The organism is Nocardia jiangxiensis NBRC 101359 (assembly GCF_000308615.1).
In the GTDB taxonomy this organism is placed as follows: Bacteria; Actinomycetota; Actinomycetes; order Mycobacteriales; family Mycobacteriaceae; genus Nocardia; species Nocardia jiangxiensis.
The window spans coordinates 19,848-44,177 of the sequence record NZ_BAGB01000027.1 but is presented as its reverse complement, the minus strand read 5'-3'; the positions used below and the strand labels follow the sequence as shown (position 1 = coordinate 44,177).

Here is a 24,330-nt window from a genome sequence, read left to right as displayed (position 1 = left end):
GAAGTTCGCCAGGCGAACGACTTCGGACGTGGAATTGATCACCGGCAACCGGTGCGGGACATGACGACGCGATCGAAGCGCTTGCGCGCCAACACAAGAAATGATTGCTCTACCACCTGGAAGTCAGTGCACCCAGCGCACCCAGCGCGACCGCGGCTGCGGTCGAGGTACGCAGCACGGTCGGACCGAGCAGTGCGATATCCGCGCCCGCATCGGCGAGCGCGGTGAGTTCGGCATCGTCCAGGCCGCCTTCGGGCCCGACGATGAGGACGATCCGCGATGCGGAGGCCAACGGCAGGGAAACGAAACGGGCCGTGCCCGATTCGTGCAGCGCGACAACGATCCCGTTGTCCGCCTTGGTTTCCCGCACGAGCGCCAGCACATCGGACGTACGATACAGCTCGGCGATCTCCGGGATGAAGGCCCGGCGGGACTGCCGCGCCGCCGAGCGCGCCGCGGCGCGCCATTTGTCGACGCCCTTGCGCGCCTTGCCTTCCCAGTTCGCGACGCACCGCGCGGCCTGCCACGGCACGACGACGTCGGCGCCCGCCTCGGTCATCAGTTCCACCGCCAGCTCCGAGCGATCGGATTTGGGCAGCGCCTGCACCACCGTGACCGGCGGCGCGACCGGCGCCGCGAGAATCCGGTCGAGTACCCGCAGTTCGAGTCGATCCTTCTGTGCCGCAACGACTTCCGACGACGCGAGCACACCGGCGCCGTCGGACAGCGTGATCGGCTCGCCGACCCGGATGCGTCGCACGGTCGCCGCATGGCGCCCTTCGGGCCCGGCCAGGATCGCGATACCACCCGGCTCGGGAATCTCGTCGAGATAGAAAACCGTTGCCGCCACTGTGATTCCGCCGAAGTCAGCGACCGCTGAACGAGGCGCGCAGGCGCGCGAACAGACCGCTGTTGTGCTCGGATTGGGCCGAAAGCACCTCGGTGCGTTCACCGTTGCGCATGGCCTTGTACTTGCGCAGCAGATCGGACTGCTTGGCATCGAGCTTGGTGGGCACCACGATGTCCAGGTGCGCGATCATGTCGCCGCGGGCGCTCGAACGCAGCTTGGGCATACCGTGCGCGCGCAACACCGAGACCTCGCCCGGCTGCGTTCCGGCCGGAATGGTCAGCTCGGTCGGGCCGTCGAGAACCGTGTCGACCACCACGGTCGCGCCCAGCGCGGCATCGACCATGGGCACGCGGATGGTGCAGTGCAGATCGTCACCGTCGCGGACGAACATGTCGTGCGGCTGTTCGACGATCTCCACGTACAGATCTCCGGCCGGGCCGCCGCCGGGGCCGACCTCACCCTGTGCGGCCAACCGCACGCGCATGCCGTTGGCCACGCCCGCGGGAATCGGCGCGGCGATCTCGCGGCGCGAGCGGACCCGGCCATCGCCGCCGCACTTGCGGCACGGATCGGGAATGGTCTCCCCCGCGCCGCGGCAGGTCGGGCACGGCCGGGAGGTCATCACCTGGCCGAGGAACGAACGTTGCACGGTCTGCACCTCGCCGGCGCCGCCACAGGTCTCACAGCGGACCGGCTTGGAGTTGCCGTTGGTGCCCGCCCCCTGGCACAGATCGCACAGCACGGCGGTGTCGACGGTGAGGTGCTTGGTGACCCCGACCGCGCATTCGGCCAGTGACAACCGGGTACGCAGCAGCGAATCCGCGCCGGGCTGCACGCGTCCGCGCGGACGACGCGGACCCGAGGCGTTCATCCCGCCGAAGAATGCCTCGAACACATCGCCCAGACCGCCGAATCCGGCCGCACCGGAGAACCCGCCGGGACCGCCGCCGGACTCGAGCGGATCGCCGCCCATGTCCACGATGCGGCGCTTCTCGGCATCGCTGAGCACCTCGTAGGCCGCCGACACGTCGCGAAACCGCTCCTGGGCGTCCACATCGGGGTTGACGTCGGGGTGCAGCTCACGCGCCAGCTTGCGATATGCGCGCTTGATCTCCTGGTCGGACGCGTTGCGTCCGACACCGAGCAATCCGTAGTAGTCCCGTGCCACTTGCGTCTCTAGTCCTGTTCCGAATCCGTTTGCTTCACGATCTCATCGCGCACTCTGCACGCGGCGCACTCACCTGTCGGCAAGCACCTCGCCGATATATCGGGCGACTGCCGCGACCGAGGCGATCGTGCCCGGATAGTCCATGCGAGTCGGGCCCAGCACACCCATGCCCCCGAGCACGGTACCCGGCATACCGTACCCGGTGGAAACCACCGAGGTTCCGCGTATCTGCTCGAGCTGTGTTTCCTCGCCGATCTGCACCGTCACGGTACCCGGACGTTGCGCGGCGGCCAGCAGCTTGAGCACGATCACCTGCTCCTCCAGGGCCTCGAGCACCGCGCGCAGCGAACCCGGGAACCCGAAGTCGTTGGCGTTGCGGGTGAGATTGGCGGTGCCGCCGAGCACCAGCCGCTCCTCGGGATGCTCCACCAGCGTCTCGACCAATACCGTCGACACCCGGACCAGAACGTCACGCAGGCGGGCCGGGGAATTCTCCGGCAGGTCCGCGACCGCCGCGGAGGCCGCCGAGAGGCGTTTGCCGTCCATCGCCTTGCCCAGCATGGCGCGCAACGCGGTCAGATCCTCGTCGCCGATCACACCGCCCAGTTCGACCAGGCGCTGATCGACGCGGCCGCTGTCGGTGATGACCACCAGCAGCAATCGGGCCGGATTGAGTGCGACTACCTCGATGTGCCGGACGATGGAGGCCGAGACCGTCGGATACTGCACCATCGCGACCTGGCGGGTCAGCTGGGCCAGCAGGCGTACTCCGCGACGCAGCACGTCGTCCAGGTCGACGCCGCCGTCCAGGAAATCCATGATCGCGCGCCGTTCGGCCGGGGAGAGCGGCTTGACCTCGGCGATGTTGTCGACGAACTGGCGATAGCCCTTGTCGGTGGGAATGCGGCCGGAGCTGGTGTGCGGCTGGGTGATGTAGCCCTCGGCTTCGAGCACCGCCATATCGTTGCGCACCGTCGCACTGGAAACGCCCAGATTGTGCTTGTCGACCAGTGTTTTCGACCCGATCGGCTCCTTGGTCGCGATGTAGTCCGCGACGATTGCGCGCAGGACCTCGAGCCGCCGCTTCTCGGTGCTCGACATCGGGCCCACCTCCTCGTTCACCATCGGGCCGCCCGGTGTCTGCGAGCAGCATCGACCACGCGGATCCCGGGTTGATCCGCCCCCAGTTTAGTTCCTGAAAGCCGAATCCCCCGTGTGGCGTGGCACAACCGGAGTTCCGGCGACGGCGGCGCCGCCCGGACGAGCCGGTTCAGCTCAGGAGTGTGCGCACGACTCCGTCGGCCAGCAGGCGCCCGCGGTCGGTGAGAACGATCACCCGATCCCGCAGTGCGACCAAGCCTTCGGCGACGAGCCCGTCGATCGCCGCGCGCCCGTCGGCATCCAGATCCGCCACCGGCAGCCCGGAGCGCAATCGCACGGCGAGCATGATCCGTTCGGTGTACCGCTCGGCATCGGTGAGTTCCTCCCACCCGTCGGCGGGCAGGGTCGCCGCCGCGGCGATCCGTTCCGCATAACGCCCCGGATGCTTCACATTCCACCAGCGCACGCCACCCACGTGGCTGTGCGCACCCGGTCCCGCGCCGAGCCAGTCGCCGCCGTCCCAGTAGCCGAGATTGTGCCTACAACGACCGGAATCGCTTGCGGCCCAATTGGATACCTCGTACCACCGCAGACCGGCCGCGGACAGGCGCGCGTCGATGCGTTCGTAGCGGGAGGCGAGCACATCCTCGTCGGGGGCGGGCAGTTCACCGCGGCGGACCTTGCGGGCCATCGCCGTACCGTCCTCGACGATCAGTGAGTACGCCGAGACGTGGTCGACTCCGGCCGCGAGCACCGCGTCGAGACTGGCATCCAGATCGGCATCGGATTCGCCGGGGGTGCCGTAGATCAGATCCAGGTTGACGTGGTCGAAACCGGCCTCGCGCGCCTCGCGGGCCGCGGCGACCGGCCGGCCGGGAGTGTGCGTGCGATCGAGAATGCGCAGGACGTGCGTCGCGGCCGACTGCATTCCCAGCGATATCCGGGTGTACCCGGCGGCGCGGAGGCGCTCGAAGAACGCCGGGGAGGTGGACTCGGGATTGGATTCCGTGGTCACCTCGGCGTCGGCGGCCAGGGTGAAGTTCGCGCGGACGGCCTCGAGTACGTCGGCCAGCCCGTCCCCGCCCAGCAGCGAGGGCGTCCCGCCGCCGACGAAGACCGTCGACACCGGCGGCTGCCGACTCGGCAACGCATCGAAAGCCGCTGCGGCCGTGGACATCTCACCGCGCAATGCGTCGAGCCAGGACTCCGGTGAGGCCGAGCTGCCCAATTCGCCCGCGGTGTAGGTGTTGAAATCGCAGTATCCACAGCGCGTCGCGCAGAACGGGACGTGCACGTAGATGCCGAACGGCCCGCCGCCGAAATCACGCAGCGGCGGGGCGGGCAGTGCGGTCTGCTGGACGGCGGGGCTCACTCCTCCAGTGTGCGGCCGGGCCACCGCGGGGCCGGGCGCGGGTGCCGGTTCCACACGCGTCCGATCGGGGCGATTTCGCGCCGGATCCGGAAGTGCGCACCCGGCTGTGACGGACATCTCCCGGGAGCCCGCCCCTGCCCCGCGCGAACCCGGGGGTCGGCATTCGGGAGGTCGGGATCCGTGTTTGCGCGGATGATCTATGACGCATCTCACAAACTGGGACGAGCGTCCAGGGAATTTCCCTCGAATCTTCGGAAAATATGGACGGTCGGTCCGAACTACCCGGCTGACATGGCACAATAGACCGCATGACCGGACTTGGAGTGCGCCTCGTGGCTCGTCGCCACGTCGACTTCAAGCGTGTCTGCAGTGCGAGCTGTCTGTCGGAAAGCCTCCGGTAGTTCGGCCCCTGTTCCCGGTTCCGGCGTCACCGTCGCGGTGTCCCGGCCGCTGACTACCGGAGGCGCGAGCAGCCCTCCCGCCTGTCGCCAGGTCTGATCACCACCCCCAGGAGCGACCCTATGACGTCGAGTACCGACGCCGGCCATACAGCCGAATCCGAGCCCGTCTCGCGGGCGGAAGCCGAGCGTCTCGCGCGCGAGCAGGAAGTCGCGCGCGAGCGTGCACAGGCCGCCCGCGAACGCCGGGCGCGTTCCCGCGCGGGCGAGCAGACCAGCGGCCCGCGCGAACGCACCGGAAAACCGCTGCGCCGCAAGTCCGAAGGCCAGTGGGCCCTGGGCTACCGCGAGCCGCTGAACGCGAACGAGCAGAGCAAGAAGGACGATCACCCGCTCAACGTCCGCACCCGTATCGAGAACATCTACGCCCCGGGTGGATTCGACTCGATCGACAAGGCCGATCTGCGCGGCCGGTTCCGCTGGTGGGGCCTGTACACCCAGCGCGAGCAGGGCTACGACGGCACCTGGACCGGCGACGAGAACATCGACATTCTCGAGGCCGCGTACTTCATGATGCGGGTCCGCTGCGACGGCGGCGCGCTGAACGTCGAGCAGGTGCGCACCCTCGGCGAGATCTCCACCGAGTTCGCCCGCGACACCGCCGATCTCTCGGACCGGGAGAATCTGCAGTACCACTGGATCGAGATCGAGAACGTCCCGGAGATCTGGCGGCGCATCGAGGCAACCGGCCTGCAGACCACCCAGGCGTGCGGCGACTGCCCGCGCGTGGTGCTCGGCTCCCCGCTGGCCGGTGAATCGCTGGACGAGGTCATCGACGGCACCTGGGCCGTAGAGGAGATCACTCGCCGCTACGTCGGCAAGAAGGAGTACTCGAACCTCCCGCGCAAGTTCAAGACGGCGATCTCGGGCCAGCAGGACGTGGTGCACGAGATCAACGACGTCGCGTTCATCGGCGTCGAGCACCCCGAGCACGGCCCCGGCTTCGACCTGTGGGTCGGCGGCGGGCTGTCCACCAACCCGATGCTGGCCAAGCGGGTCGGCGCGTGGGTGCCGCTCGCGGAGGTGCCCGATGTGTGGGAGGCGGTCGTCTCGCTGTTCCGCGACTACGGCTACCGCCGCCTGCGCACCAAGGCGCGGTTGAAGTTCCTGATCAAGGACTGGGGTATCGAGAAGTTCCGGCAGGTGCTCGAGGACGAGTTCCTGAAGCGCAAGCTGATCGACGGCCCGGCGCCCGAGGCTCCGGTGCGGCCCATCGACCACGTGGGCGTGCAGAAGCTGCGCAACGGACTGAACGCGGTCGGCTTCTCCCCCATCGCCGGACGCGTCTCGGGCACGATCCTGACCAAGGTGGCCGAGGCGACCGAGCGGATCGGGTCCGACCGCATCCGGTTCACCCCGTACCAGAAGCTGATCGTGCTCGACGTCGCCGACGACAAGGTCGAGGAACTGATCGCCGAGCTCGAGCCGCTGGGCCTGCAGGCGCGGCCGTCCAAGTGGCGGCGAAACCTGCTGGCCTGCAGCGGTATCGAGTTCTGCAAGCTGTCCTTCGTGGAGACCCGCAAGCGCTCCCAGGTGCTCGCGCCCGAACTGGATCAGCGGCTGGCCGATATCAACGCCCAGCTCGATGTGCCGGTCACGATCAACATCAACGGCTGCCCGAACTCCTGCGGCCGCTCGCAGATCGCGGACATCGGCTTCAAGGGTCAGCTCGTCGACGACGGCGACGGGAATCAGGTGGAGGGTTTCCAGGTTCATCTGGGCGGCACCCTCGGCCTCGATGCCGCCTTCGGCCGAAAGCTGCGCCAGCACAAGGTGACCAGCGACGAGCTCGGCGACTACATCGAGCGCGTGGTGCGCAATTTCGTCAAGAGCCGCAACGACGGTGAGCGGTTCGCGCAGTGGGCGGTTCGCGCCGACGAGGCCGACCTCCGGTAAGGGAGTAGAGACGCTATGACAACCACTTTGGACAAGCTCTCCGAGGACGAACTGCGGCGCATCGCCGAGGACGGCGCGGCCGCGCTCGGTCCCGACGCCTCGTCCGCCGATCTGCTGCAGTGGACCGAGGACACCTTCGGCCCGGGTTACATCGTCGCGTCGAACATGCAGGACGCGGTGCTGGTACATCTGGCCGCGCAGACCCGCGCCGGAGTGGACGTGCTGTTCCTGGACACCGGCTACCACTTCGCCGAGACCATCGGCACCCGGGACGCGGTGGAGACGGTGTACGGCGTGAACATCGTCAACGCGCAGCCCGAACACTCTGTGGCGGAACAGGATCGGCTGCTGGGCAAGGATCTGTTCGCCCGCGAGCCCAACGAGTGCTGCCGCCTGCGCAAGGTCGTGCCGCTGAAGCAGTCCCTGAGTGGTTACAACGCCTGGGTGACCGGCATCCGCCGGGTCGAGGCGCCCACCCGCGCCAACGCCCCCCTGATCTCCTTCGACGAGGGCTTCGGCCTGGTGAAGATCAACCCGATCGCCGCCTGGTCCGACGAGGAGATGGCCGAGTACATCGACCGGCACGGCATCCTCGTCAATCCCCTTGTGGAAGAGGGATATCCGTCCATCGGTTGCGCTCCGTGCACGCGGAAGCCGGAACCGGGAGCCGATCCGCGAAGCGGCCGCTGGGCCGGCCTCGCCAAGACCGAATGCGGGTTACACCAGTCATGACTCCTACCGCGACCGATACCCAACTGACGGACGCCGCCGACATCGACCGTGCGCTGCGCACCCCGGCCGCGCAATTCGACACTCTGGCCGCGCTGGAGTCCGAGGCCATTCACATCTTCCGCGAGGTGGCGGGTGAGTTCGAGCGGCCGGTGATCCTGTTCTCCGGCGGTAAGGACTCCACGGTGCTGCTGCACTTGGCGCTCAAGGCATTCTGGCCCGCGCCGCTGCCGTTCGCGCTGCTGCACGTGGACACCGGGCACAATCTGCCCGAGGTCCTGGCCTTCCGCGATCACGTGGTGCAGAAGTACGGGCTGCGGCTGCATGTGGCCAGCGTCGAGGAGTACCTCGCCGACGGGCGGCTGACCGAGCGTCCCGACGGCATCCGCAACCCGTTGCAGACGGTGCCGCTGCTGGACGCGATCACCGACAACCGGTTCGACGCGGTGTTCGGCGGCGGGCGTCGCGACGAGGAGCGTTCGCGCGCCAAGGAGCGGATCTTCTCGCTGCGCGACGCGTTCGGGCGCTGGGACCCCAAGCGGCAGCGGCCCGAACTGTGGAACCTCTACAACGGTCGGCACGCGCCGGGTGAGCACGTCCGGGTGTTCCCGCTGAGCAACTGGACCGAGCTGGACATCTGGCGGTACATCGCCCGCGAGGACGTCGAGCTGGCGACCATCTACTACGCCCATCAGCGCCCGGTCTACCAGCGCGACGGCATGTGGATGACCCCGGGCAGCTGGGGCGGGCCGCGCGAGGACGAGGAGCTGGTCACCAAGTCGGTGCGCTACCGCACCGTCGGCGACGGATCCACCACCGGCGCGATCATCTCCGACGCCGCCGACAACGCCGCGATCCTCGCCGAGGTCGCTGCCTCCCGGCTCACCGAACGCGGGGCCACCCGCGGTGACGACCGGGTGTCCGAGGCCGCGATGGAGGACCGTAAACGAGAGGGTTATTTCTGATGTCCGACCTATTGAGACTGGCCACCGCCGGCAGTGTCGACGACGGTAAGTCCACCTTGGTCGGACGCCTGCTGTACGACACGAAATCCGTTCTGGCGGATCAGATCGACGCCGTCACCCGGGCCTCGGTCGACCGGGGCCTGTCCACCCCGGACCTGTCCCTGCTGGTGGACGGCCTGCGCGCCGAACGCGAACAGGGCATCACGATCGATGTCGCGTACCGCTACTTCGCCACGCCCCAGCGGTCTTTCGTACTCGCCGACACCCCCGGGCACGTGCAGTACACCCGCAACACGGTCTCCGGCGCGTCCACCGCACAGCTGGTGATCCTGCTGGTCGACGCGCGCAAGGGCGTCATCGAGCAGACCCGCCGCCACGCCGCGGTGATGGCGCTGCTGGGTGTGCCCAAACTCGTTCTGGCCGTGAACAAGATCGACCTGGTCGACGACGCCGCGGGCGTCTTCGAGAAGATCGTCGACGAGTTCACCCAGCTGACAACGAAATTGGGCTGGGCGCGGGAGGACGTCTCCGAGATCCCGGTCTCGGCACTGCACGGTGACAACATCGCCTCGCGCTCGGAGAACACTCCCTATTACGACGGCCCCTCGCTGATCGAGCATCTCGAGTCGGTTCCGGTCGACGCCGATGTGCACGGACGGCACCAGGTGGGGCTGCGTTTCCCGGTGCAGTACGTCATCCGGCCGCGCACCGCGGAGTACCCGGACTACCGCGGCTATGCCGGGCAGATCGCCGCCGGTGTGGTGCGTCCCGGGGACGAGGTCGTGGTGCTCCCGTCGGGGACCCGCACCACGGTCGAGCGGATCGACACCGCGGACGGTGAGCTCGAGTCGGCGCAGCCGGGACGCAGCGTCACCCTGATCCTCGCCGATGACGTGGACGTCTCGCGCGGGGATGTGATCGCCGCGGCGACCGACGCCCCCGAGCCGATCGACACCTTCGACGCCACCGTGTGCTGGCTCGGCGACAAGCCGCTGCGGGCGGGCGCGCGACTGCTGCTCAAGCACGGCACCCGCACCACCCAGGCGGTCGTGGGCGCACTGCTCGAGCGTTTCGACGAACAGCATCTGGCCGCGGACACCGAAGCGGAGTCGTTGGCGCTCAACGATATCGGCCGCATCTCGGTGCGCGTCGCGGATCCGATCATCGCCGACGACTACCGGGTCAACCGGCACACCGGCAGCTTCCTGCTCATCGACCCCGCCGGCGGCAACACCCTGGCCGCGGGCCTGGTCGGCGACGTGCTGACCGCGGTCGAGGTCGGCACCGAGAGCTGATGTCGTACGACGGCGGCGAACCGCTCGACAGCTTCGGCCTGCGGGCCGGAGCCGGGCGGGTTCGCGGCGGTCTCGTGGCGCGGGACCGGGCGGGTTCGCCCGGTGGTCCGGCGCTGATCGCGGTCGCGCACGGTAGCCGGGATCCTCGGTCCGCGGCGACGATGACCGCGGTGATTGGCGATGTGGCACAGCAGAATCCGGGGCTGGATGTCCGGTTGGCGTTTCTGGATCTGAATACGCCGTCGGTCGAACAGGTCATCGATGCCGTTGCCGCACAAGGGCATCGGGAGGTCGTCGTGGTGCCACTGCTGTTGGGCAGCGCATTTCACGCGCGCGTCGATCTGCCCGGCATGCTCGCATCGGCGCGTGCACGCCATCCGCGACTACGGCTGATCCAGGCCGACGTGCTCGGTCCGGACGCGCTGCTGATCACCGCCCTGCGCGAACGTGTGCTGGCGGCCGGGTTCGATCGCGACGACGACACGGTGGGCGTGGCCGTCGCGGCGGTCGGTTCCTCCTCCCCCGAGGCCAACCGCCGCACCCGCACCCTGGGCGGCCTGCTCGCCGCGGGCACCGCCTGGCGTACCGAGGCATGCTTCGCCACCACCGAACCCTCTCTCCCCCAGGCGATCTCAGCGCTGGATGCGCTGGGGTGCACCCGGGTCGTCGTCGCGCCGTGGTTCCTGGCTCCCGGTCTGCTCACCGATCGGCTCGCGGCCGCCGCGCCACACGTCACCCATGCCGAACCGCTCGGGAGTCACGGGCTCGTCGCGAAAGTCGTTGTGCAGCGATACACGACGGCGGTACACGACCTGCGGGTGCGGTCCGACTCCGCTATCGCCGTCGCGTAACTTCGCGCCTGCCACGCCGCGGGTGTCTCCGCAGGTATGTGCGGCGAAACGCTGCGATGATCAGTTGCCGAACCAGCGCTCCAGGACCACGGCGACGCCGTCCTCGTGGACCGAGCCGGTGACCTCGTCCGCGACGTCGCGAGCGGCATCCACGGCATTACCCATGGCGACGGAATGCCCTGCCCAGGAAAGCATTTCGCAGTCGTTGTACCCGTCACCGATGGCCAGGGTGGCCGCCAGGGGGACGTCGAGTTCGCGGCGCAGGCGTTCGAGTGCCCAGCCCTTGGATACGCCCTGGCGGGAGGCGACGAGCCAGGGCTCGTTCTCACCGGACACCCAGCCCGCTCCGGGGAGTTCGTGCTCGCCCATCACCTCGACCATGTCGGCGAGCGAACCGCTGGGCCACCAGCCGTTCAGGCGTGTGGTCGGTTCCAGGCTCAGGTCGCGGTCCTCGACGAAACGGAATTCGCCGAGCCGGAAGCTGCCGGGGTAGTAGCCGGTGGTCCAGGTGCCGATGCCGACCTTCTCCACCGAAAGGACCATGTCCGGGAACAGTTCACGTAGGACGCCGACGGAAGGCTCGGGATCGAAAGTGTGCACATCTCGCGGCTTCCAGGTCGAAATATCCGCCTGCACAGCGCCGTTCGAGCAGATCGTCCGTCCCTCGCCCAGTCCCAGCTCCTGCACCACGAGCCGGGTCGCCAGAAGCGTTCGGCCGGTCGCCACGACGACGTGCGCACCCGAGTCGGCCGCCGCGTGCACCGCCTCACGCACCCGCGGGGTGACCGGCTCACCGGTCCGCAGCAGGGTTCCGTCCACATCCAGAGCTATCAATCGAGGTCTGTCGGCAGTGTCGTCCACCACCTCATTCTTGCCGATCGCACGAATGCACTTTCATCGCCGTGGATGATCACTGCCGATCCTCGAATTCGGGCAGTGGCAGATAGGGGGTGATCGCATGCGCGAGATTGGCAACGGTCAACGACTGCAACCACACTCGGCCCGGACCGGTGAGCGCGGCCAGGAACAGACCGTCCCCGCCGAACAGGATGTTCCGGATGCCGCGCAGGATCGTGATGTCGAATCCGACCGTGGCGTCGAACATTCCGACATGTCCGGGATGTACCCGCAGGCGCTCGCCCGGTGCCAGGTCGTATCGGATCACCTCACCGGACAACTCGGCCCACATTCGACCCGATCCACTCACCCGCTGCAACGTGAACCCCGCACCGCCGAAGATCCCCGCCCCGAGCCGCCGCTGAAAGCTCAGCGAAATCCGGACATCACCTGTGGCACAGAGGAACCCGTGCCGATGCAACAAGTAGTCCCGCCCCGGCTCCACCGGCACCGGCACGATCTGCCCCGGCAGTTTCGCCGCGAACGCCACCGTCCCCGGATGCCGCGCGGCCGTGTACTCGGTCATGAACAACCCGGCCCCCGCCAGCGCCCGTTTCACTGCCCGGAAAACCCCACCCGACCCCACCCGCGTCGAGGTGTGCAACCGAATCGACTCGGTCATCCACGACAACTGCCCCGACTCGGCGACCAGACTCTCCCCCGGCTCGAGCGAGACCTCGAGCACCGGCATCACACTTCCGATGATCCTCGGTTCCATCACTCCAGTGTGCGCCCACCCCGCCCCCACCACCCCGAGATCCGATCCTCTTGCCGCACAGATGATCAACGGGTACTGGCGATCGTTCCGTCACTGAATCGCACGGCCCGGCTGAGCAACCTCAGCACTCGGCTAGCCGCGGCGACCAGCGGCACCAACGAGCTTCGACCGACGGGTCGAGCGGGCCAGGTCGCTGGTCAGCGGGGGTCGAGGATGATCACCGGGATCGGGCGGGAGCCGATGGCGCGCTGGTAGAGGTCGAAGGCCGGGAACAGCGCTACGAAGCCGGGCCACAGGCGAGCGATGCGGCGCGTCGGCCGAGGTTGTCCGGAGCCGGTACGGCGCCGAGCGTCAGTTCCGGCCTTCGCAACGCGGGTCTCCGCCGTGCCGTGGCGCCATGCTGTTCAATTCAGGTTGTCGGGTTCGGGTTCCTGCGAACCGAATGCCAGAGCGACGGCGAGGCTGTCCTCGTAGACGTGGTAGCGGACGATGAGGCCGTTCTCGATCGTGAGGTGCAGCGCGAAGCGGGAGCGGTAGGCGCGGCCGGTGGGGCGGGCAGTCTGCCGAATCTCGCCCAGCACCACCGCATCCGGGCCGTCGACCAGGATGAGCTCGATCGCGGTGCCGACCTGTTCGGGCAGGTGGTGGCGGGCGAGTTCGCGGAAATGCTCGGCCGCGTCGGCACGGGTGGCTCGATGCCGAATCCACGGGGTCGCGGGGCGGCCGTGCTCGTGGTCGGGCCAGTTCAGTTTCCACTCGAGGGCCGGGGCGTACAGCGCGGCGATCGCGTCCGGATCGCCGACACCGATTCGACGCAGCAATTCTTCGACGACAGTGCGTGTGTTGTTCGTCCCGGGATCGTTCATACCCGACACCGTGCCCGCAGCAGTTCGTCCCGTCGATTACCTACGGCGTAATGCCGCTGGGCCGCGGCCGGATACCCCGCCGCACCCCGCACTACCCCGCATCCGTTGTCCCGGCGTGACATCGGACGGAGGAAGGCGAACGGGGTGCGGCCGAGTCGGATTCGGACCGCCGCCCCTCATTTCGCGGCGGTCCGGATGGCATCAGTGGTGTCCGCCACCGACGCCCGAGGAACCACCGTGTGAGCCGCCGCTCGACATGCCGCCGTGGAAGCCGCCGCCGAAGGAGTTGCCGCCTGCCGAGCTGGACGTGCTGTGCGAGGTGGCGCCGCCCAACGAGTTGGAGGTCCCGCTCGACAACGCACCACCCAGGGGGTTGTGCGACGTGGCACCGCCCAGGGGGTTGTGCGACGTGGCACCACCCAGCGAGCTGGAGGTTCCGTTCGAGGTAGAACCCCCCGATGAGGTTCCATTCGACAGTGCACCGCCCAGGGGGTTGTGCGATGTGGCACCGCCCGGCGAGCTGGACGCGTCGTGCGACGTCGCGCCGCTCGAGGAATTGGCGGTCGCGGCCCCGGGTGAGTTCGACATGTTGTGGGGTGCAACACTTCCGGGGGAACTCGACAGACCGTTACCGGAGCCCGGCGAGGCAGCGGCAGCGCCTTCGTCGGAAGCGGCGGGCGCGCTCGGGCCCTGGTTGCCGCCGGCGGGACCGGTCGATGTCGTGTCGCCACCCGAAGACAGGGCCCCTCCGGGATGGGAGGTTGTGGAGTCTCCAGCAGAGGTTGCACTGCCCGGATTCGTTCCGGGACCGGAGGGAACCGTGCCGGGATTCTCGGATCCGGGTCGTGCACTCGTTCCCGGATGCACTCCCGTTCCGGGACTAGTCCCCGGAGCCGAATTCTGCGCTCCCGCTGACGAATTCACGTCCGGCAGACCGGTCCCGGACTGCGGTCCCGTCATGGGCGGCAGAGTGCCGGTACCAGGCCGTGTCGCACCGGGATTCGTCAGCGAAGTCTTCGAGATCGAGGGCGGCGTGACTCGGGCCCCCGGATCCCAGGTACCGGGCAGTTTGTCGTGGTCCGAGGTATGCCCGGGGACGCTGTCGCCCGAACTGTTGCTCGGACGCGGCAGGCTGATCCTGGGGACAATGGAACCGGACGTGCTCGCGAACGGCAGCGGGTTGACGAACTGCGCGGGGTTGGCGTAAGTCGAGAGCTGGAGACGATCCAGCGGGCTACAGTGCGTACCGGGGCCGTGCTCACTCAGCGCGCGTTGCGCCCGATCACCCGCCGAAGCCGAAAAGGTCTGCGCCACAATGCTGTACGCCTGCGCCCCGGAATGGGTCCGCAGCGGCAGCGCGGCATCGGACAGCACCGGGGAACTCATCGATCCCACCCCGGGATCGGTGCCGTCGATCACCTGCACATCGCGCGCCGGATCGGGCGCGGGCCCCGCGAGGGCGGGCGCGAATTCCAGTGCCGGACCGTCGGTTCCGATCGGACCTCCACCGAGCATGGTGGCCGCGGACATGGCCAGCGCCGAAGCGACCGCGGCACTGGACAATACCGCCGCACCGCGCGCGTAGCGGCCGAGATCGGCGCCGGTGTCGGCCATCCGGAACGAAGCCAGCGCCGCGCCCGCCGCGACGGTGTGCGCCGGATCCGGCGAGATCACCACCGGACGCCCGAGTTCCGCGATCACCTGCGCCACCTCGATCGGGCGCGCCGCGCCGCCGACCAGCAGAATCCGGTCGATATCGCCGATCGTGAGCCCGGCCGCGCGGACGCAACGCCGCACCAGCCGAAGGGAATTGCGGATGTTCCAGGTGCGCAATCGGGCGGTGTCGTCGGCCGGGACGACCTTCGAGACCGGCGAGGACGCATCGGGCGCGAGCGCCCTGGCGTAGCGGGCCAGCGTGGTACCCAGCGGCCGCCCGCCGTATTCGTAGGAGCGCACCGGTTTGCCCAGCACACCACGCTTTTCCCGGTCGGCCTCGGTGCGCACGACCGCGATGTCGAGGCAGTTGCCGCCGAGGTCGTAGACGAGCGTGAGACCGGCATCGGAGACGCCGTACTCGGCATCGAGCCACTCGACGGCCGCGACCGGTTCGGGCATCAACAGCGTCGCTGTGGCGCCCGCCCAGTCCAGAGCGTGCCGCAGCGCGGCCACCTGTGAGTCGGAATAGCAAGCGGGATAGGCGATCACCGGCTCACCGTCGAATTCGGTGGCGCCGATCAGGCAGGTGGCCACGGCGGCAACGAGATCGGCCGAGGTCCAGATCCGCCCGCCCACGATGACCGGCTCGATCTCACGCGTGAGGTCGGCGAAATCCGTTACCACGGGCGCGAATCGAGGCAGGCCGCCGATTCGCGCACCACCGGCGCTGTCGAAGGTGACGGCGGTGCGGCGAACCCGCACGGCGGGGAGGTCAGCATCTCCGGCAGTGGCTGCCCACACGGAGTTCACTGTGCCGATGCTCATGCCGAAGCCAACAGTCATTGCCATCCTGTCAAACGCACCGAGACCACGGCCCGGGGGACGAACCTCGCGGTCGCGGTCGTTTACCAAACAGCGCACACAGGTTAGCTGGTCGATATCGTTCGCGGATGCCCAATGGGCGGAAAAGGTTTCATACCCACCGGTCCACATCGCATATCCCCTGATAGACCAGCGTCCAGGTCAGAAAAATGGATGGCGGAATATGCGACACGCCCAATCAACTACAAAAACCAGCTACCTTTCAGTAACTAGCTCCACAAACCAACCGGTGCGCTGCGAATGTGCCACAACAGCTTTCCGGCATCCTCATTCGATTGGGCAATATGGAATGGCCGAATAGTTGCCACCGAAAGAACGGCGAACGTTTCAGACAGAACGACCACATCGGACAGACCAGCCGGTATCCGATATTCGGCCTCGGACAGCGACATTCGCCGCCGACATCAGCAGCCGTCGACGACGTGCCACGCAGAGATTCGACCGCAGAACCGCCCCGAACCGTAATGCCGGACGACACAGTCGACGGACCACGTCTCGGCCCGGGCAGAAGCCGATTCACCCGGGAGGCGAGAATCGACCTCTGCCCACACCGAACGAAACGACTTCGGCCGCAGAACAGAACGGCCGAGGATTCAGGCTCGCGCCAGCAGACGGCGCTTCCACCCGGGCCGCGCCGCTGCCATTGCCGCCGCACCGCTGCGGATGGCCGAGGGACGACGAGCGGAGACGAGCGCATCGAAATCGCCCCCGCTGTGGGCGGGTTCGGTGAGCCGACCGGTGTTGAAGTCCTCCACGAGCCCGCGCACGGTCTCCTGGGCACAGGACTTGTTGGTGCCGATGAACCCGGTCGGACCGCGCTTGATCCAGCCGGTCACGTAGACGCCCGGAACGACCTCGCCGCCGGGAGCCGACTGCGCCCGCCCGGCGTCGTTCGGGATGACCCCGGCCGCATCGTCGAAGGGCAGGCCGGGCAGCTGCACACCACGATAGCCGACCGAGGTGAGAACCAGTCCGGTGTCGAGGGTTTCGGTGGAGCCGGTGGGCACCGCACGCACCGCGCCGTCCGCGTCGGTGGCGAGTTCGTTGTGCGCCAACTCGATTCCGGTGACCCGGTCGGTGCCGACCAGGGCCGTCGGCGAGGACAGGTAGCGGAATACGATCCGCTTGCGCCCGCTCACCGGACGATCGGCCAGACCGCGCAGCAGCCGCAACTTGTGCTCGATCTTCTGCGGCATACCCGGAACCGGTTCGGGCACATCGCCTTCCACGACGATGTCCACCTCCGCAGCGAGCAGTCCCACGAATTCCGGTACGGTGAAGGCGGATTCGGCCGGACCGCGCCGTGCAATGATCACGACCTCTTCGATCTTGCTGTGCCGCAACGCGTCCAACGCTCGAGGTGACATATCGGTATGGGACAGCGACTCGGGATCGGCGGTGAGAATCCGCGCGACGTCGAGTGCGACATTGCCGTTGCCGACGATGACCGCCCGGCGCTGGGTCAGATCGTATTCGCGCTCGGCCTGATCGGGGTGGCCGTTGTACCAGGCCACGAAGTCGGTCGCCGACGCGCTGCCCGGCAGGCCCTCACCGGGAATGCCGAGTTTGCGATCGGTCGAGGCGCCGACCGCGTAGATCACCGCGTGGTTGTGCGCGAGCAGCTCCTCGTGCGAAACATCCTGTCCCACAGTGAGGTTCAGATAGGCGCCGAATCCGGGCTGCTCCGACATCACGTCGTACAACCGGCTCACCCGACGGGTCTTGGTGTGGTCCGGCGCGACGCCGAACCGGGCCAGACCGTACGGCACCGGCAGACGATCGATCACCGTCACCGAGACATCGGGCTGGGTCAGCAGTTCGTCGGCGGCGTACATCGCCGAGGGACCCGAACCCACGATCGCCACCCGCAGCGGCCCGCCCTCGACCCGCGCGGCGGGCACCGGCCGAGCCAGCACCGCGCGCGGGCGCACCTGCCGATAGAAATCGGCATTGATCTCGATGAAGGGCTGCTGCTCGGGCGTGAGCCGCTTGGTCGAGGTGATCGCGTCGACGGGGCAGGCCGTAGCGCACGCCCCGCAGTCCACACAGGCCGCCGGATCCACGTACAGCATCTCCGCACTCAGGAAATCCGGCTCGTCCGGAGTGGGATGGATGCAGTTGACCGGGCATGCGTAGACGCAGGACGCGTCGCTGCAGCAGGATTGGGTGACGACGTACGGCACTGTGCGCTCGCCCTCAGCTCGCCTTGGCCACGCGCAGCGGCTCCGACCGGTAGCGGCTGCTCGGGCCGTCGATGCGCAGCATCTTCCACATCCGCCTGGCGACCGGATTCATCAGGCCGATCTCCTTGGCCAGCGCACGCACGTCGACGAAGTAATCGGCGAAGACCTTCCGGGCCTCCTTCGAGCCGTAGAACAGCTCCTTGCGGACCTCTTCGGGAATGTCGAACTCGTCGAAGAAGGACTTCGGCGGCGTGGCGATCGACCGGCCCAGAATCCACATGATCAGCGGCATGGCCAGCGACAGCACGAACTTGTTGAACGACTTCTGCTCGGGCACATGATGCTCGAGGAATTCGTGCGCGAAGGAGATGTGCCGCGCCTCCTCGGCGACGTGGATCGACATGACCCCGCGCATGATCGGGTGCACCTCCTCGCCCGAACGCAGGATCGCCTTCTGGATGTGATCGATCGGCTCCTCGCCGGCGAGCACGGCCATGAAGAACAGGTTCGGGGTCAGCGTGGCCACCGGAACGCCCAGATACCGCAGCTTGCGCACGAACGGGCCCATGCCCGGTACGTCCGCGCCGATGCGGTTCACCATCTCCTGGAACATCTGGGTGTGGTTGAGCTCTTCGGTCATCTCGTGCGTGCAGTACCGGAACTCCGGATCGCCGTTGGGCAGCGCGAAGGTGTGGTTCACCATGCCGCTGATCAGGATCGACTCGAACTGCAGACCGACCTTGGCGACGTTGGCCTGGCGGTACTTGCCGATCTCGATCTGCCGCTCCTTGGACTGCGACAGATACCACGGGTGCCGCCCGAGCGGGTCCGCCGAAACGGGCAGAATCCACCGCTCGGGGACGGCATCCGGATGGAAATCAGGGTTTTCCCAGTCGATGTCCTCGAAAGGATCGAAGTGGCGGTTGACCGAACCTTCCGACAGCAGGGTCAGCTTGGCCGCGTACTCGCGTGCTTCGCGGACGATCGGATCCTCGGGCTCGACGTGGTCGACACCAGGCGTCGTGGCAACGGACGTCATCGTCACAGCCTCTCCACTCGTTGGGTAACTGTTTCCAATAGTTACACCAACCAGAGGTCACGTCAACCGCTGCAGGTCATCGATCCAGCGGCACCAGCCCCGCCTGGACCGATCCGGCCGCCACCGCAGCCTCGGGCACCACGACGCCGGCCATCGCGCCGCCGCCGGCGATCAGCACCGCCGCCGCGACGCGCACCAGCCGCCGCTGCGACCACGCCGAGCGGAGCCGGCGACGTTCGACCGTCCCGTGCGCCGCTTCGGCCGCGCGCTGCGCCAGGATCGCCGCACCCTCGGCGATCGTGCGCTCCGGATCCGCCGCCACGATCACCGGACGCGCGAGTTCCTCACCGAGCACCTGCGCGACCTCGCGCGGACGAGCAGCACCGCCGATCACCAGGACCCGATCCACATCGGCCATGGTGACATCGGCCGTGCGGAGGCATTTGTAGACCAGATCCACCGAACGCAGCACATGGATCGAACGCAGCGCCGAGATCGCGACATCGGAATCGGTGAGCGAACGCGGCGAGGCCAGGCGGCTCGCCCGCTTGGTCATCAGCGCCCCGAAGCCTCGGCCGCCGTACTCGCTCGAGCGCACCGACGTGCCGACCATGCGATTGTCCGGCGCACCCGCGCCCACGCGGACCATAGTCACGGTCAGCCCCGAACCACCCAGGTCGTAGACGAGCATCAGGCCCGGCGTGACCGGGACCTGGGTGGCCTCGAACCAGGCCGCCGCCGCGACCGGCTCACAGATCAGCTCGGCCCGCGCGAGGCCCACCGTCTCGAGGGCCGCACGTAGCTCGCCGACCTGCTCGTCCGAATAACCGACCGGATGTGTCATCGCCAGCGCGACATCCTCGTCCGGCTCCGCGCCCAGCGTCTCGGCGATCACGCCCTGCGCGACGGTCGCCACCAGATCCGCCGCGGTCAGCGTGCGGTTGCCGACCCGCGCGGTCGGCGTGGAACGCTGACTCAGATCAGCGAATTCGGCCAGCGCACGACCGTGTTTGGGAATCCGGCCGACGCGTGCGACGCCGGCACTGTCGAACGTCAGGGTCGTACGCCACGCCGTGGGCACGCCCTTTCTCTTGTTCCGATGCGCGGCTCGGCCACTTTCCCCCGCCACGGCGCACACCGTATTGACCGTTCCGATGCTGATTCCGAGCCCAACCGTCATCTACACCCATCCTCGATCGACGAACAGCGTTTATGCAATCGTGATCCGAACGAGTCCCAGGCAATCATCCGCAACCCGGCGCTGACAACCACCGGACACGTGGTTGTCCGCTCGTGACATCTCCTGCACACACCGCTCAGAAGTGGGCAAACCGTGCGGATCGACCGTCCGCGCGTCTATCGGCGAACCGGGCGAATCGCCGTTGCGACTCGCCCGCCGCCGCACTCAGACTCCCGCCGGCAACTCCGGAATCCGGGTCGCGCGGGCGTACACGGTCTCACCGTCGCTCAGGTGCAACGCCTCGGCGTCACCGCGGGTGACCTGTGCGGTGAACAGATCGCCGGTGGCGGCGTTGCGCAACTCCAGCCGCACCTCGAAGCCGAGCACCACCACCCGCTCCACCGTGGCGCGGGTGACGCCCGCCGATTCCGCGGTGCCCTCGTGCGAGGCCAACGTCATCTCCGGATCACGGCCGATCCGGATGTCGTGCGGACGCACCAGATGTCCGTTCAACTTTGCTACCGCGCCCAGGAAGGACATGACGAACTCGTTCGCCGGACGGTCGTAGACGTCCTCGGGAGTACCGATCTGCTCGATGCGCCCCGAGTTCATCACCGCGATCCGGTCCGCGACGTCCAGGGCCTCCTCCTGATCGTGCGTCACCAGCACCGTGGTCACGTGGACCTCCTCGTGCAGGCGACGCAGCCAGGTCCGCAGATCGGTGCGCACCTTGGCATCCAGCGCGCCGAACGGTTCGTCCAGCAGCAGCACCTGCGGATCGACCGCCAGCGCGCGGGCCAGGGCCATGCGCTGACGCTGACCTCCGGACAACTGCGACGGATACCGGTGCTGGAAACCGTCCAGGCCGACGATGCCGAGCAGTTCGTCCACCCGCTTGGCGATCTCGTTGCGGGGCCGCTTGCGGATCTTCAGACCGAAGGCGACGTTGTCGCGCACCGTCATATGTTTGAACGCCGCGTAATGCTGGAAGACGAAGCCGATATCGCGCTTCTGCGGCGAGACCCGGGTGACATCGCGGCCCGAGATGGTGACCACACCCGAATCCAGCGATTCCAATCCGGCGATCGAGCGCAGCAGCGTCGATTTGCCCGAGCCCGAGGGGCCCAGCAGGGCGGTCAGCTCGCCCGCGGGAATGTCGATGCTGACATCGTCGAGTGCGGCGAAGGTGCCGTAATTCTTCTTCGCATTCGCAACGGTGATCATGTGCTCGCCTCCGGCGGGGTTTGTCGAGGTCGTCATTTCGCGGTGCCCCGCTTGCGTTCGAGAAGGGTCATCAGAAGGAGGGTGACCAACCCCATGGCCATCAGCAGCGTCGCCGCGCAGTAGGAGCCGAAGATGTTGCGGTCGTCCATGTATCGCGCGTTCACCAGCAGCGTCAGTGTCTGACCGCCACCGGGCAGGCCCGTGGAGACCATGATCACCGCGCCGAATTCGCCGAGCGAGCGGGCCACGGTCAGCACGATGCCGTAGGTCAGGCCCCAGCGGATCGCGGGCAGGGTGATCCGCCAGAACGTCTGCCAGCGCGAGGCGCCCAGCGTGGTCGCGGCCTGTTCCTGATCGTCACCGATCTCGTGCAGTACCGGCTCCACCTCGCGCACCACGTACGGCAGGGTCACGAACAGGGTGGCGATCACCATTCCGGGCAGCCCGAAGATCACCCGGAAGCCGAGATGTTCGATGCCGCCGAACCATCCGGTAACCCCCCACAGCATGATCAGCGAAACACCAACCACCACAGGCGAAACCGCGAAGGGCAGATCCACCACACCCTGAAGCAGGCTGCGGCCCGGGAAGTTTCCGCGCACCAGCGCGATCGCGGTGACGATGCCGAACAGGACGTTGAGCGGGACCACGATCAGCAGGATGATCATCGTGATGTTGAACGCGGAGATCGCCGCGGGCGTGGAGATCCAGTCGTAGAACTGGCCCAGCCCCTGGGCGAAACTGCGCCACAGGATGATCACCAACGGCGCCACCAGCAGCGCGAACAGATAGATCAGCGCTACCACGCGCAGCGAAATGCGGCTCAGCGGTGAGAGTTTCATCGGCTCGCCAGCTCCTTGCGCGCGGTGCGGTCGGCGAACAGCCGCAGCACCAACAACGTCACGAATGAAATAACCAGCAGCGCAACGGAAACCGCGGCCGCACTGACCGGCCGGTCCACCTCGATCTGCTGCTGGATGTACTGCGAGGCCACCTGCGTGTGGCCGGGGATGTTCCCGCCGATCAGCACCACCGAACCGAATTCGCCGATGGCGCGGGCGAAGGCCAGGCCCCCACCCGACACGATCGCCGGAACCAGCGACGGCAGCACGATGGTGCGGAAGGTGGTCCAGTTGCTCGCGCCCAGCGAGGCCGCGGCCTGTTCCACCGAATGATCCGATTCCAGCAGCACCGGCTGCACGGCCCGCACCACGAACGGCAGCGTCACGAAGGCCAGGGCGATGATGACGCCGGGCTGGGTGGCGTTGAGGTGGATGCCGATCGGGCTGTCCGGTCCGTACAGCGCCAGCATCACGATGCTGGCGACGATGGTGGGCAGGGCGAACGGCAGGTCGATCAGCGAGTTCACGATCGACTTGCCCGGAAACTCGTCGCGCACCAGCACCCAGGCCACCAGCGTGCCCATCACCACGTTGAGCAGCGCCACCAGCACCGACAGCAGGACGGTCACCTTCAGCGCGTCCAGCGCCGCGGGTGCGGTGGCCGCGGACCAGAATCCGGACCAGCCGTTGTCGAATGCGTGAAATGCCAACGCCGCCAACGGAAGCAGGACGATCACGCTGAGCCACAGCACTGCCGTGGCGATGCCGAGCGGGCCGACCGATCCGGTCACCCGCAGCCATGATCTACGACTCGGCGTACGCACCGAAGCCGCGGTTTCGATCTCGGTCACTATTTCGTCGCCTTGTCGTAGATGATCGCCACACTGCCGGTGTTCGGCGTGAACAGTTGCTTGTCCACCGTCTTCCAGCCCCCGAGGTCCGTAATGGTCCACAACTTCTTCTCGGGCTTGGGGAAGTCCTTGCCGTACTCCGCGGCGACCTGGGGATCGACCGGCCGGAATCCGGCATTGGCGATCGCGCGCTGGCCCGCCGGGGTGTAGAGGAAGTCCTTGAACGCCACGGCCTTGTCCAGGTTGCGGGCGTTCTTGACGACGGCCACCGGATTCTCGATCTTGAACGTGATCGGCGGGATCATGTACTCGACCGGATCACCCTCGCGCTGGGCGAGGATCGCCTCGTTCTCGTAGCTGATCAGCACGTCACCGGTGCCCTGCAGGAAGGTCTCGGTCGCCTCGCGACCGGATTTGGGCTGCACCTTGATGTGATCCTTGGTGATCAGCTTGCCCAGGTAGTCCAGCCCGGCCTGCGGATTCTTCCCGCCCTCGCTCTCAGCGGCGTACGGGGCGAGCAGATTCCATTTCGCGGACCCGGAACTGAACGGGTTCGGGGTCACCACCTGCACACCCGGCTTCAGCAGATCGTTCCAGTCGTGGATGCCCTTCGGATTGCCCTTGCGGACCACGATCGCCACCACCGAGCCGAACGGAATTCCCTTGTCCGCGTCGGCATTCCACTTCGAATCGACCAGGCCCGCGGTGACCAGCCGGGTGACGTCCGGTTCGACGGAGAAGTTCACCACATCGGCCACCGCGCCCGCGGCGACCTTGCGGGACTGATCTCCCGAGGCGCCGTAGGACTGCTGCACCTGCACGCCCGCGCCGGCGGCGGTCTTGTTGAACGCGGCCACCGCCTTGTCGAAGGCGGGTTTGGCGGTCGAATAGGCGAACAGCGTCAGCGCGCCGTTGCCTCCGCTACCGCCCTTGCTGCCGGGCACGTCGCTGGTACCACCGCTACAGGCGCTCAGCAGCGCCACCACGAGCACGACCACGGCGGCAGCCGGGAATCGCCGGGGGCCGGGCCCCTTGCTGGGAGACATTTCGGATGTGGACCTTTCCTGCCTGCCCGCCTGGACTGCGGGTGAGGGATCGAGATGCCGCTTCCGTTGCCCTGCAAGAGATTCCGGCAACGCCGCGACGAGGCCCGAAGGGGCCTGGCGAATACGGACACATCTGGAAATTCGATCGCGGCCAGTCTAGGCGCGCAGTAGTGTCCGCCCTATCAGCGACAGTAGATATCCGCGACCACGAGGCAACCGACCGCGATCAACGCCAATTCATGGCGGACCTTCGGCATTGCA

21 protein-coding genes are annotated in these 24,330 nt (G+C 67.7%); 5 read left to right on the top strand and 16 right to left on the bottom strand.

The window, feature by feature from the left end; genetic code table 11:
* Positions 1-109: 109 nt before the first annotated feature.
* From ON40_RS08705 to hemW, 4 genes are all read right to left on the bottom strand, one after another.
* Positions 110-850: a 16S rRNA (uracil(1498)-N(3))-methyltransferase gene (locus ON40_RS08705; protein WP_040820459.1), complete on the bottom strand. Its 741-nt coding sequence runs from the start codon at positions 848-850 to the stop codon at positions 110-112.
* A 16-nt stretch (positions 851-866) separates the two neighbouring features.
* The gene (gene dnaJ, locus ON40_RS08700; protein ID WP_040820457.1) at positions 867-2,018 is read right to left on the bottom strand and encodes a molecular chaperone DnaJ; all 1,152 of its coding nucleotides are present in this window, start codon (positions 2,016-2,018) and stop codon (positions 867-869) included.
* Positions 2,019-2,087: 69 nt separating this feature from the next.
* Positions 2,088-3,119 carry a heat-inducible transcriptional repressor HrcA gene (hrcA, locus tag ON40_RS08695; RefSeq protein ID WP_040820747.1) on the bottom strand — a complete coding sequence of 344 codons (1,032 nt, stop codon included), beginning with the start codon at positions 3,117-3,119 and terminating at the stop codon, positions 2,088-2,090.
* 169 nt (positions 3,120-3,288) lie between these two features.
* A complete protein-coding gene (gene hemW, locus ON40_RS08690; RefSeq protein WP_040820745.1) occupies positions 3,289-4,491 on the bottom strand; it encodes a radical SAM family heme chaperone HemW in 1,203 nt (400 codons plus the stop codon).
* Positions 4,492-5,012: 521 nt separating this feature from the next.
* Here hemW and ON40_RS08685 point away from each other — a divergent pair.
* Genes ON40_RS08685 through ON40_RS08665 form a run of 5 tightly spaced genes read left to right on the top strand, consistent with a single transcriptional unit; the run spans position 5,013 to position 10,685 of the window.
* Positions 5,013-6,845: a nitrite/sulfite reductase gene (locus ON40_RS08685; RefSeq protein WP_040820456.1), complete on the top strand. Its 1,833-nt coding sequence runs from the start codon at positions 5,013-5,015 to the stop codon at positions 6,843-6,845.
* Positions 6,846-6,860: 15 nt separating this feature from the next.
* Entirely contained in the window at positions 6,861-7,577 is a 717-nt protein-coding gene (locus tag ON40_RS08680) for a phosphoadenylyl-sulfate reductase (protein ID WP_040820454.1), read from the top strand.
* Entirely contained in the window at positions 7,556-8,539 is a 984-nt protein-coding gene (gene cysD / locus ON40_RS08675) for a sulfate adenylyltransferase subunit CysD (protein WP_373281875.1), read from the top strand. Before ON40_RS08680 ends, cysD begins: the two co-directional genes overlap by 22 nt.
* Positions 8,539-9,834, top strand: a complete 1,296-nt coding sequence (locus ON40_RS08670) for a sulfate adenylyltransferase subunit 1 (RefSeq protein WP_040820450.1) — start codon at positions 8,539-8,541, stop codon at positions 9,832-9,834. Before cysD ends, ON40_RS08670 begins: the two co-directional genes overlap by 1 nt.
* A complete protein-coding gene (locus ON40_RS08665) occupies positions 9,834-10,685 on the top strand; it encodes a sirohydrochlorin chelatase (protein ID WP_083895499.1) in 852 nt (283 codons plus the stop codon). The genes ON40_RS08670 and ON40_RS08665 overlap by 1 nt, the downstream gene beginning before the upstream one ends.
* Positions 10,686-10,745: 60 nt before the next feature.
* On the opposite strand, the gene ON40_RS08660 is transcribed toward ON40_RS08665, so the two are convergent.
* The 12 genes from ON40_RS08660 to ON40_RS55985 all read right to left on the bottom strand — a co-directional run bounded on the left by ON40_RS08660 (position 10,746) and on the right by ON40_RS55985 (position 24,326).
* Positions 10,746-11,546: an HAD family hydrolase gene (locus ON40_RS08660; RefSeq protein ID WP_245567720.1), complete on the bottom strand. Its 801-nt coding sequence runs from the start codon at positions 11,544-11,546 to the stop codon at positions 10,746-10,748.
* A 49-nt stretch (positions 11,547-11,595) separates the two neighbouring features.
* Positions 11,596-12,300, bottom strand: a complete 705-nt coding sequence (locus ON40_RS08655; RefSeq protein WP_040820447.1) for a TIGR00266 family protein — start codon at positions 12,298-12,300, stop codon at positions 11,596-11,598.
* 404 nt (positions 12,301-12,704) lie between these two features.
* A complete protein-coding gene (locus ON40_RS08650) occupies positions 12,705-13,166 on the bottom strand; it encodes a nuclear transport factor 2 family protein (protein WP_040820445.1) in 462 nt (153 codons plus the stop codon).
* A 201-nt stretch (positions 13,167-13,367) separates the two neighbouring features.
* Positions 13,368-15,665 carry an Hsp70 family protein gene (locus ON40_RS47990; RefSeq protein WP_157186234.1) on the bottom strand — a complete coding sequence of 766 codons (2,298 nt, stop codon included), beginning with the start codon at positions 15,663-15,665 and terminating at the stop codon, positions 13,368-13,370.
* 632 nt (positions 15,666-16,297) lie between these two features.
* Positions 16,298-17,887, bottom strand: coding sequence for an FAD-dependent oxidoreductase (locus ON40_RS08640; RefSeq protein ID WP_040820443.1), 1,590 nt, complete (start codon positions 17,885-17,887; stop codon positions 16,298-16,300).
* Positions 17,888-17,900: 13 nt separating this feature from the next.
* A complete protein-coding gene (locus ON40_RS08635; protein WP_040820441.1) occupies positions 17,901-18,926 on the bottom strand; it encodes an AurF N-oxygenase family protein in 1,026 nt (341 codons plus the stop codon).
* Between the two features lie 76 nt (positions 18,927-19,002).
* Positions 19,003-20,106, bottom strand: a complete 1,104-nt coding sequence (locus ON40_RS08630) for an Hsp70 family protein (protein ID WP_051192852.1) — start codon at positions 20,104-20,106, stop codon at positions 19,003-19,005.
* 225 nt (positions 20,107-20,331) lie between these two features.
* Positions 20,332-21,330 (bottom strand): sulfate/molybdate ABC transporter ATP-binding protein, encoded by a 999-nt coding sequence (locus ON40_RS08625; RefSeq protein ID WP_040820737.1) that lies wholly within the window; start codon positions 21,328-21,330, stop codon positions 20,332-20,334.
* A 32-nt stretch (positions 21,331-21,362) separates the two neighbouring features.
* Positions 21,363-22,172: a sulfate ABC transporter permease subunit CysW gene (gene cysW, locus ON40_RS08620; protein WP_040820438.1), complete on the bottom strand. Its 810-nt coding sequence runs from the start codon at positions 22,170-22,172 to the stop codon at positions 21,363-21,365.
* Positions 22,169-23,023, bottom strand: coding sequence for a sulfate ABC transporter permease subunit CysT (gene cysT, locus ON40_RS08615; RefSeq protein ID WP_245567719.1), 855 nt, complete (start codon positions 23,021-23,023; stop codon positions 22,169-22,171). The genes cysW and cysT overlap by 4 nt, the downstream gene beginning before the upstream one ends.
* Positions 23,023-24,069 carry a sulfate ABC transporter substrate-binding protein gene (locus ON40_RS08610; RefSeq protein WP_051192851.1) on the bottom strand — a complete coding sequence of 349 codons (1,047 nt, stop codon included), beginning with the start codon at positions 24,067-24,069 and terminating at the stop codon, positions 23,023-23,025. Before ON40_RS08610 ends, cysT begins: the two co-directional genes overlap by 1 nt.
* A 182-nt stretch (positions 24,070-24,251) precedes the next feature.
* A complete protein-coding gene (locus ON40_RS55985; protein WP_372460164.1) occupies positions 24,252-24,326 on the bottom strand; it encodes an Ms4533A family Cys-rich leader peptide in 75 nt (24 codons plus the stop codon).
* Positions 24,327-24,330: the final 4 nt, after the last annotated feature.

What these genes read in the sequence shown, in the direction of transcription:
- ON40_RS08655 (WP_040820447.1), bottom strand. Translation starts at nt 12,300, where the DNA reads ATGGAACCGAGGATCATCGGAAGTGTGATGCCGGTGCTCGAGGTCTCG.
- ON40_RS08635 (WP_040820441.1), bottom strand. Translation starts at nt 18,926, where the DNA reads ATGACGTCCGTTGCCACGACGCCTGGTGTCGACCACGTCGAGCCCGAG.
- ON40_RS08625 (WP_040820737.1), bottom strand. Translation starts at nt 21,330, where the DNA reads ATGATCACCGTTGCGAATGCGAAGAAGAATTACGGCACCTTCGCCGCA.
- ON40_RS08670 (WP_040820450.1), top strand. Translation starts at nt 8,539, where the DNA reads ATGTCCGACCTATTGAGACTGGCCACCGCCGGCAGTGTCGACGACGGT.
- ON40_RS08680 (WP_040820454.1), top strand. Translation starts at nt 6,861, where the DNA reads ATGACAACCACTTTGGACAAGCTCTCCGAGGACGAACTGCGGCGCATC.
- ON40_RS08665 (WP_083895499.1), top strand. Translation starts at nt 9,834, where the DNA reads ATGTCGTACGACGGCGGCGAACCGCTCGACAGCTTCGGCCTGCGGGCC.
- ON40_RS08630 (WP_051192852.1), bottom strand. Translation starts at nt 20,106, where the DNA reads ATGACGGTTGGGCTCGGAATCAGCATCGGAACGGTCAATACGGTGTGC.
- hrcA (WP_040820747.1), bottom strand. Translation starts at nt 3,119, where the DNA reads ATGTCGAGCACCGAGAAGCGGCGGCTCGAGGTCCTGCGCGCAATCGTC.
- ON40_RS08685 (WP_040820456.1), top strand. Translation starts at nt 5,013, where the DNA reads ATGACGTCGAGTACCGACGCCGGCCATACAGCCGAATCCGAGCCCGTC.
- ON40_RS47990 (WP_157186234.1), bottom strand. Translation starts at nt 15,665, where the DNA reads ATGACTGTTGGCTTCGGCATGAGCATCGGCACAGTGAACTCCGTGTGG.
- ON40_RS08650 (WP_040820445.1), bottom strand. Translation starts at nt 13,166, where the DNA reads ATGAACGATCCCGGGACGAACAACACACGCACTGTCGTCGAAGAATTG.
- cysD (WP_373281875.1), top strand. Translation starts at nt 7,556, where the DNA reads ATGCGGGTTACACCAGTCATGACTCCTACCGCGACCGATACCCAACTG.
- ON40_RS08610 (WP_051192851.1), bottom strand. Translation starts at nt 24,069, where the DNA reads ATGTCTCCCAGCAAGGGGCCCGGCCCCCGGCGATTCCCGGCTGCCGCC.
- cysW (WP_040820438.1), bottom strand. Translation starts at nt 22,172, where the DNA reads ATGAAACTCTCACCGCTGAGCCGCATTTCGCTGCGCGTGGTAGCGCTG.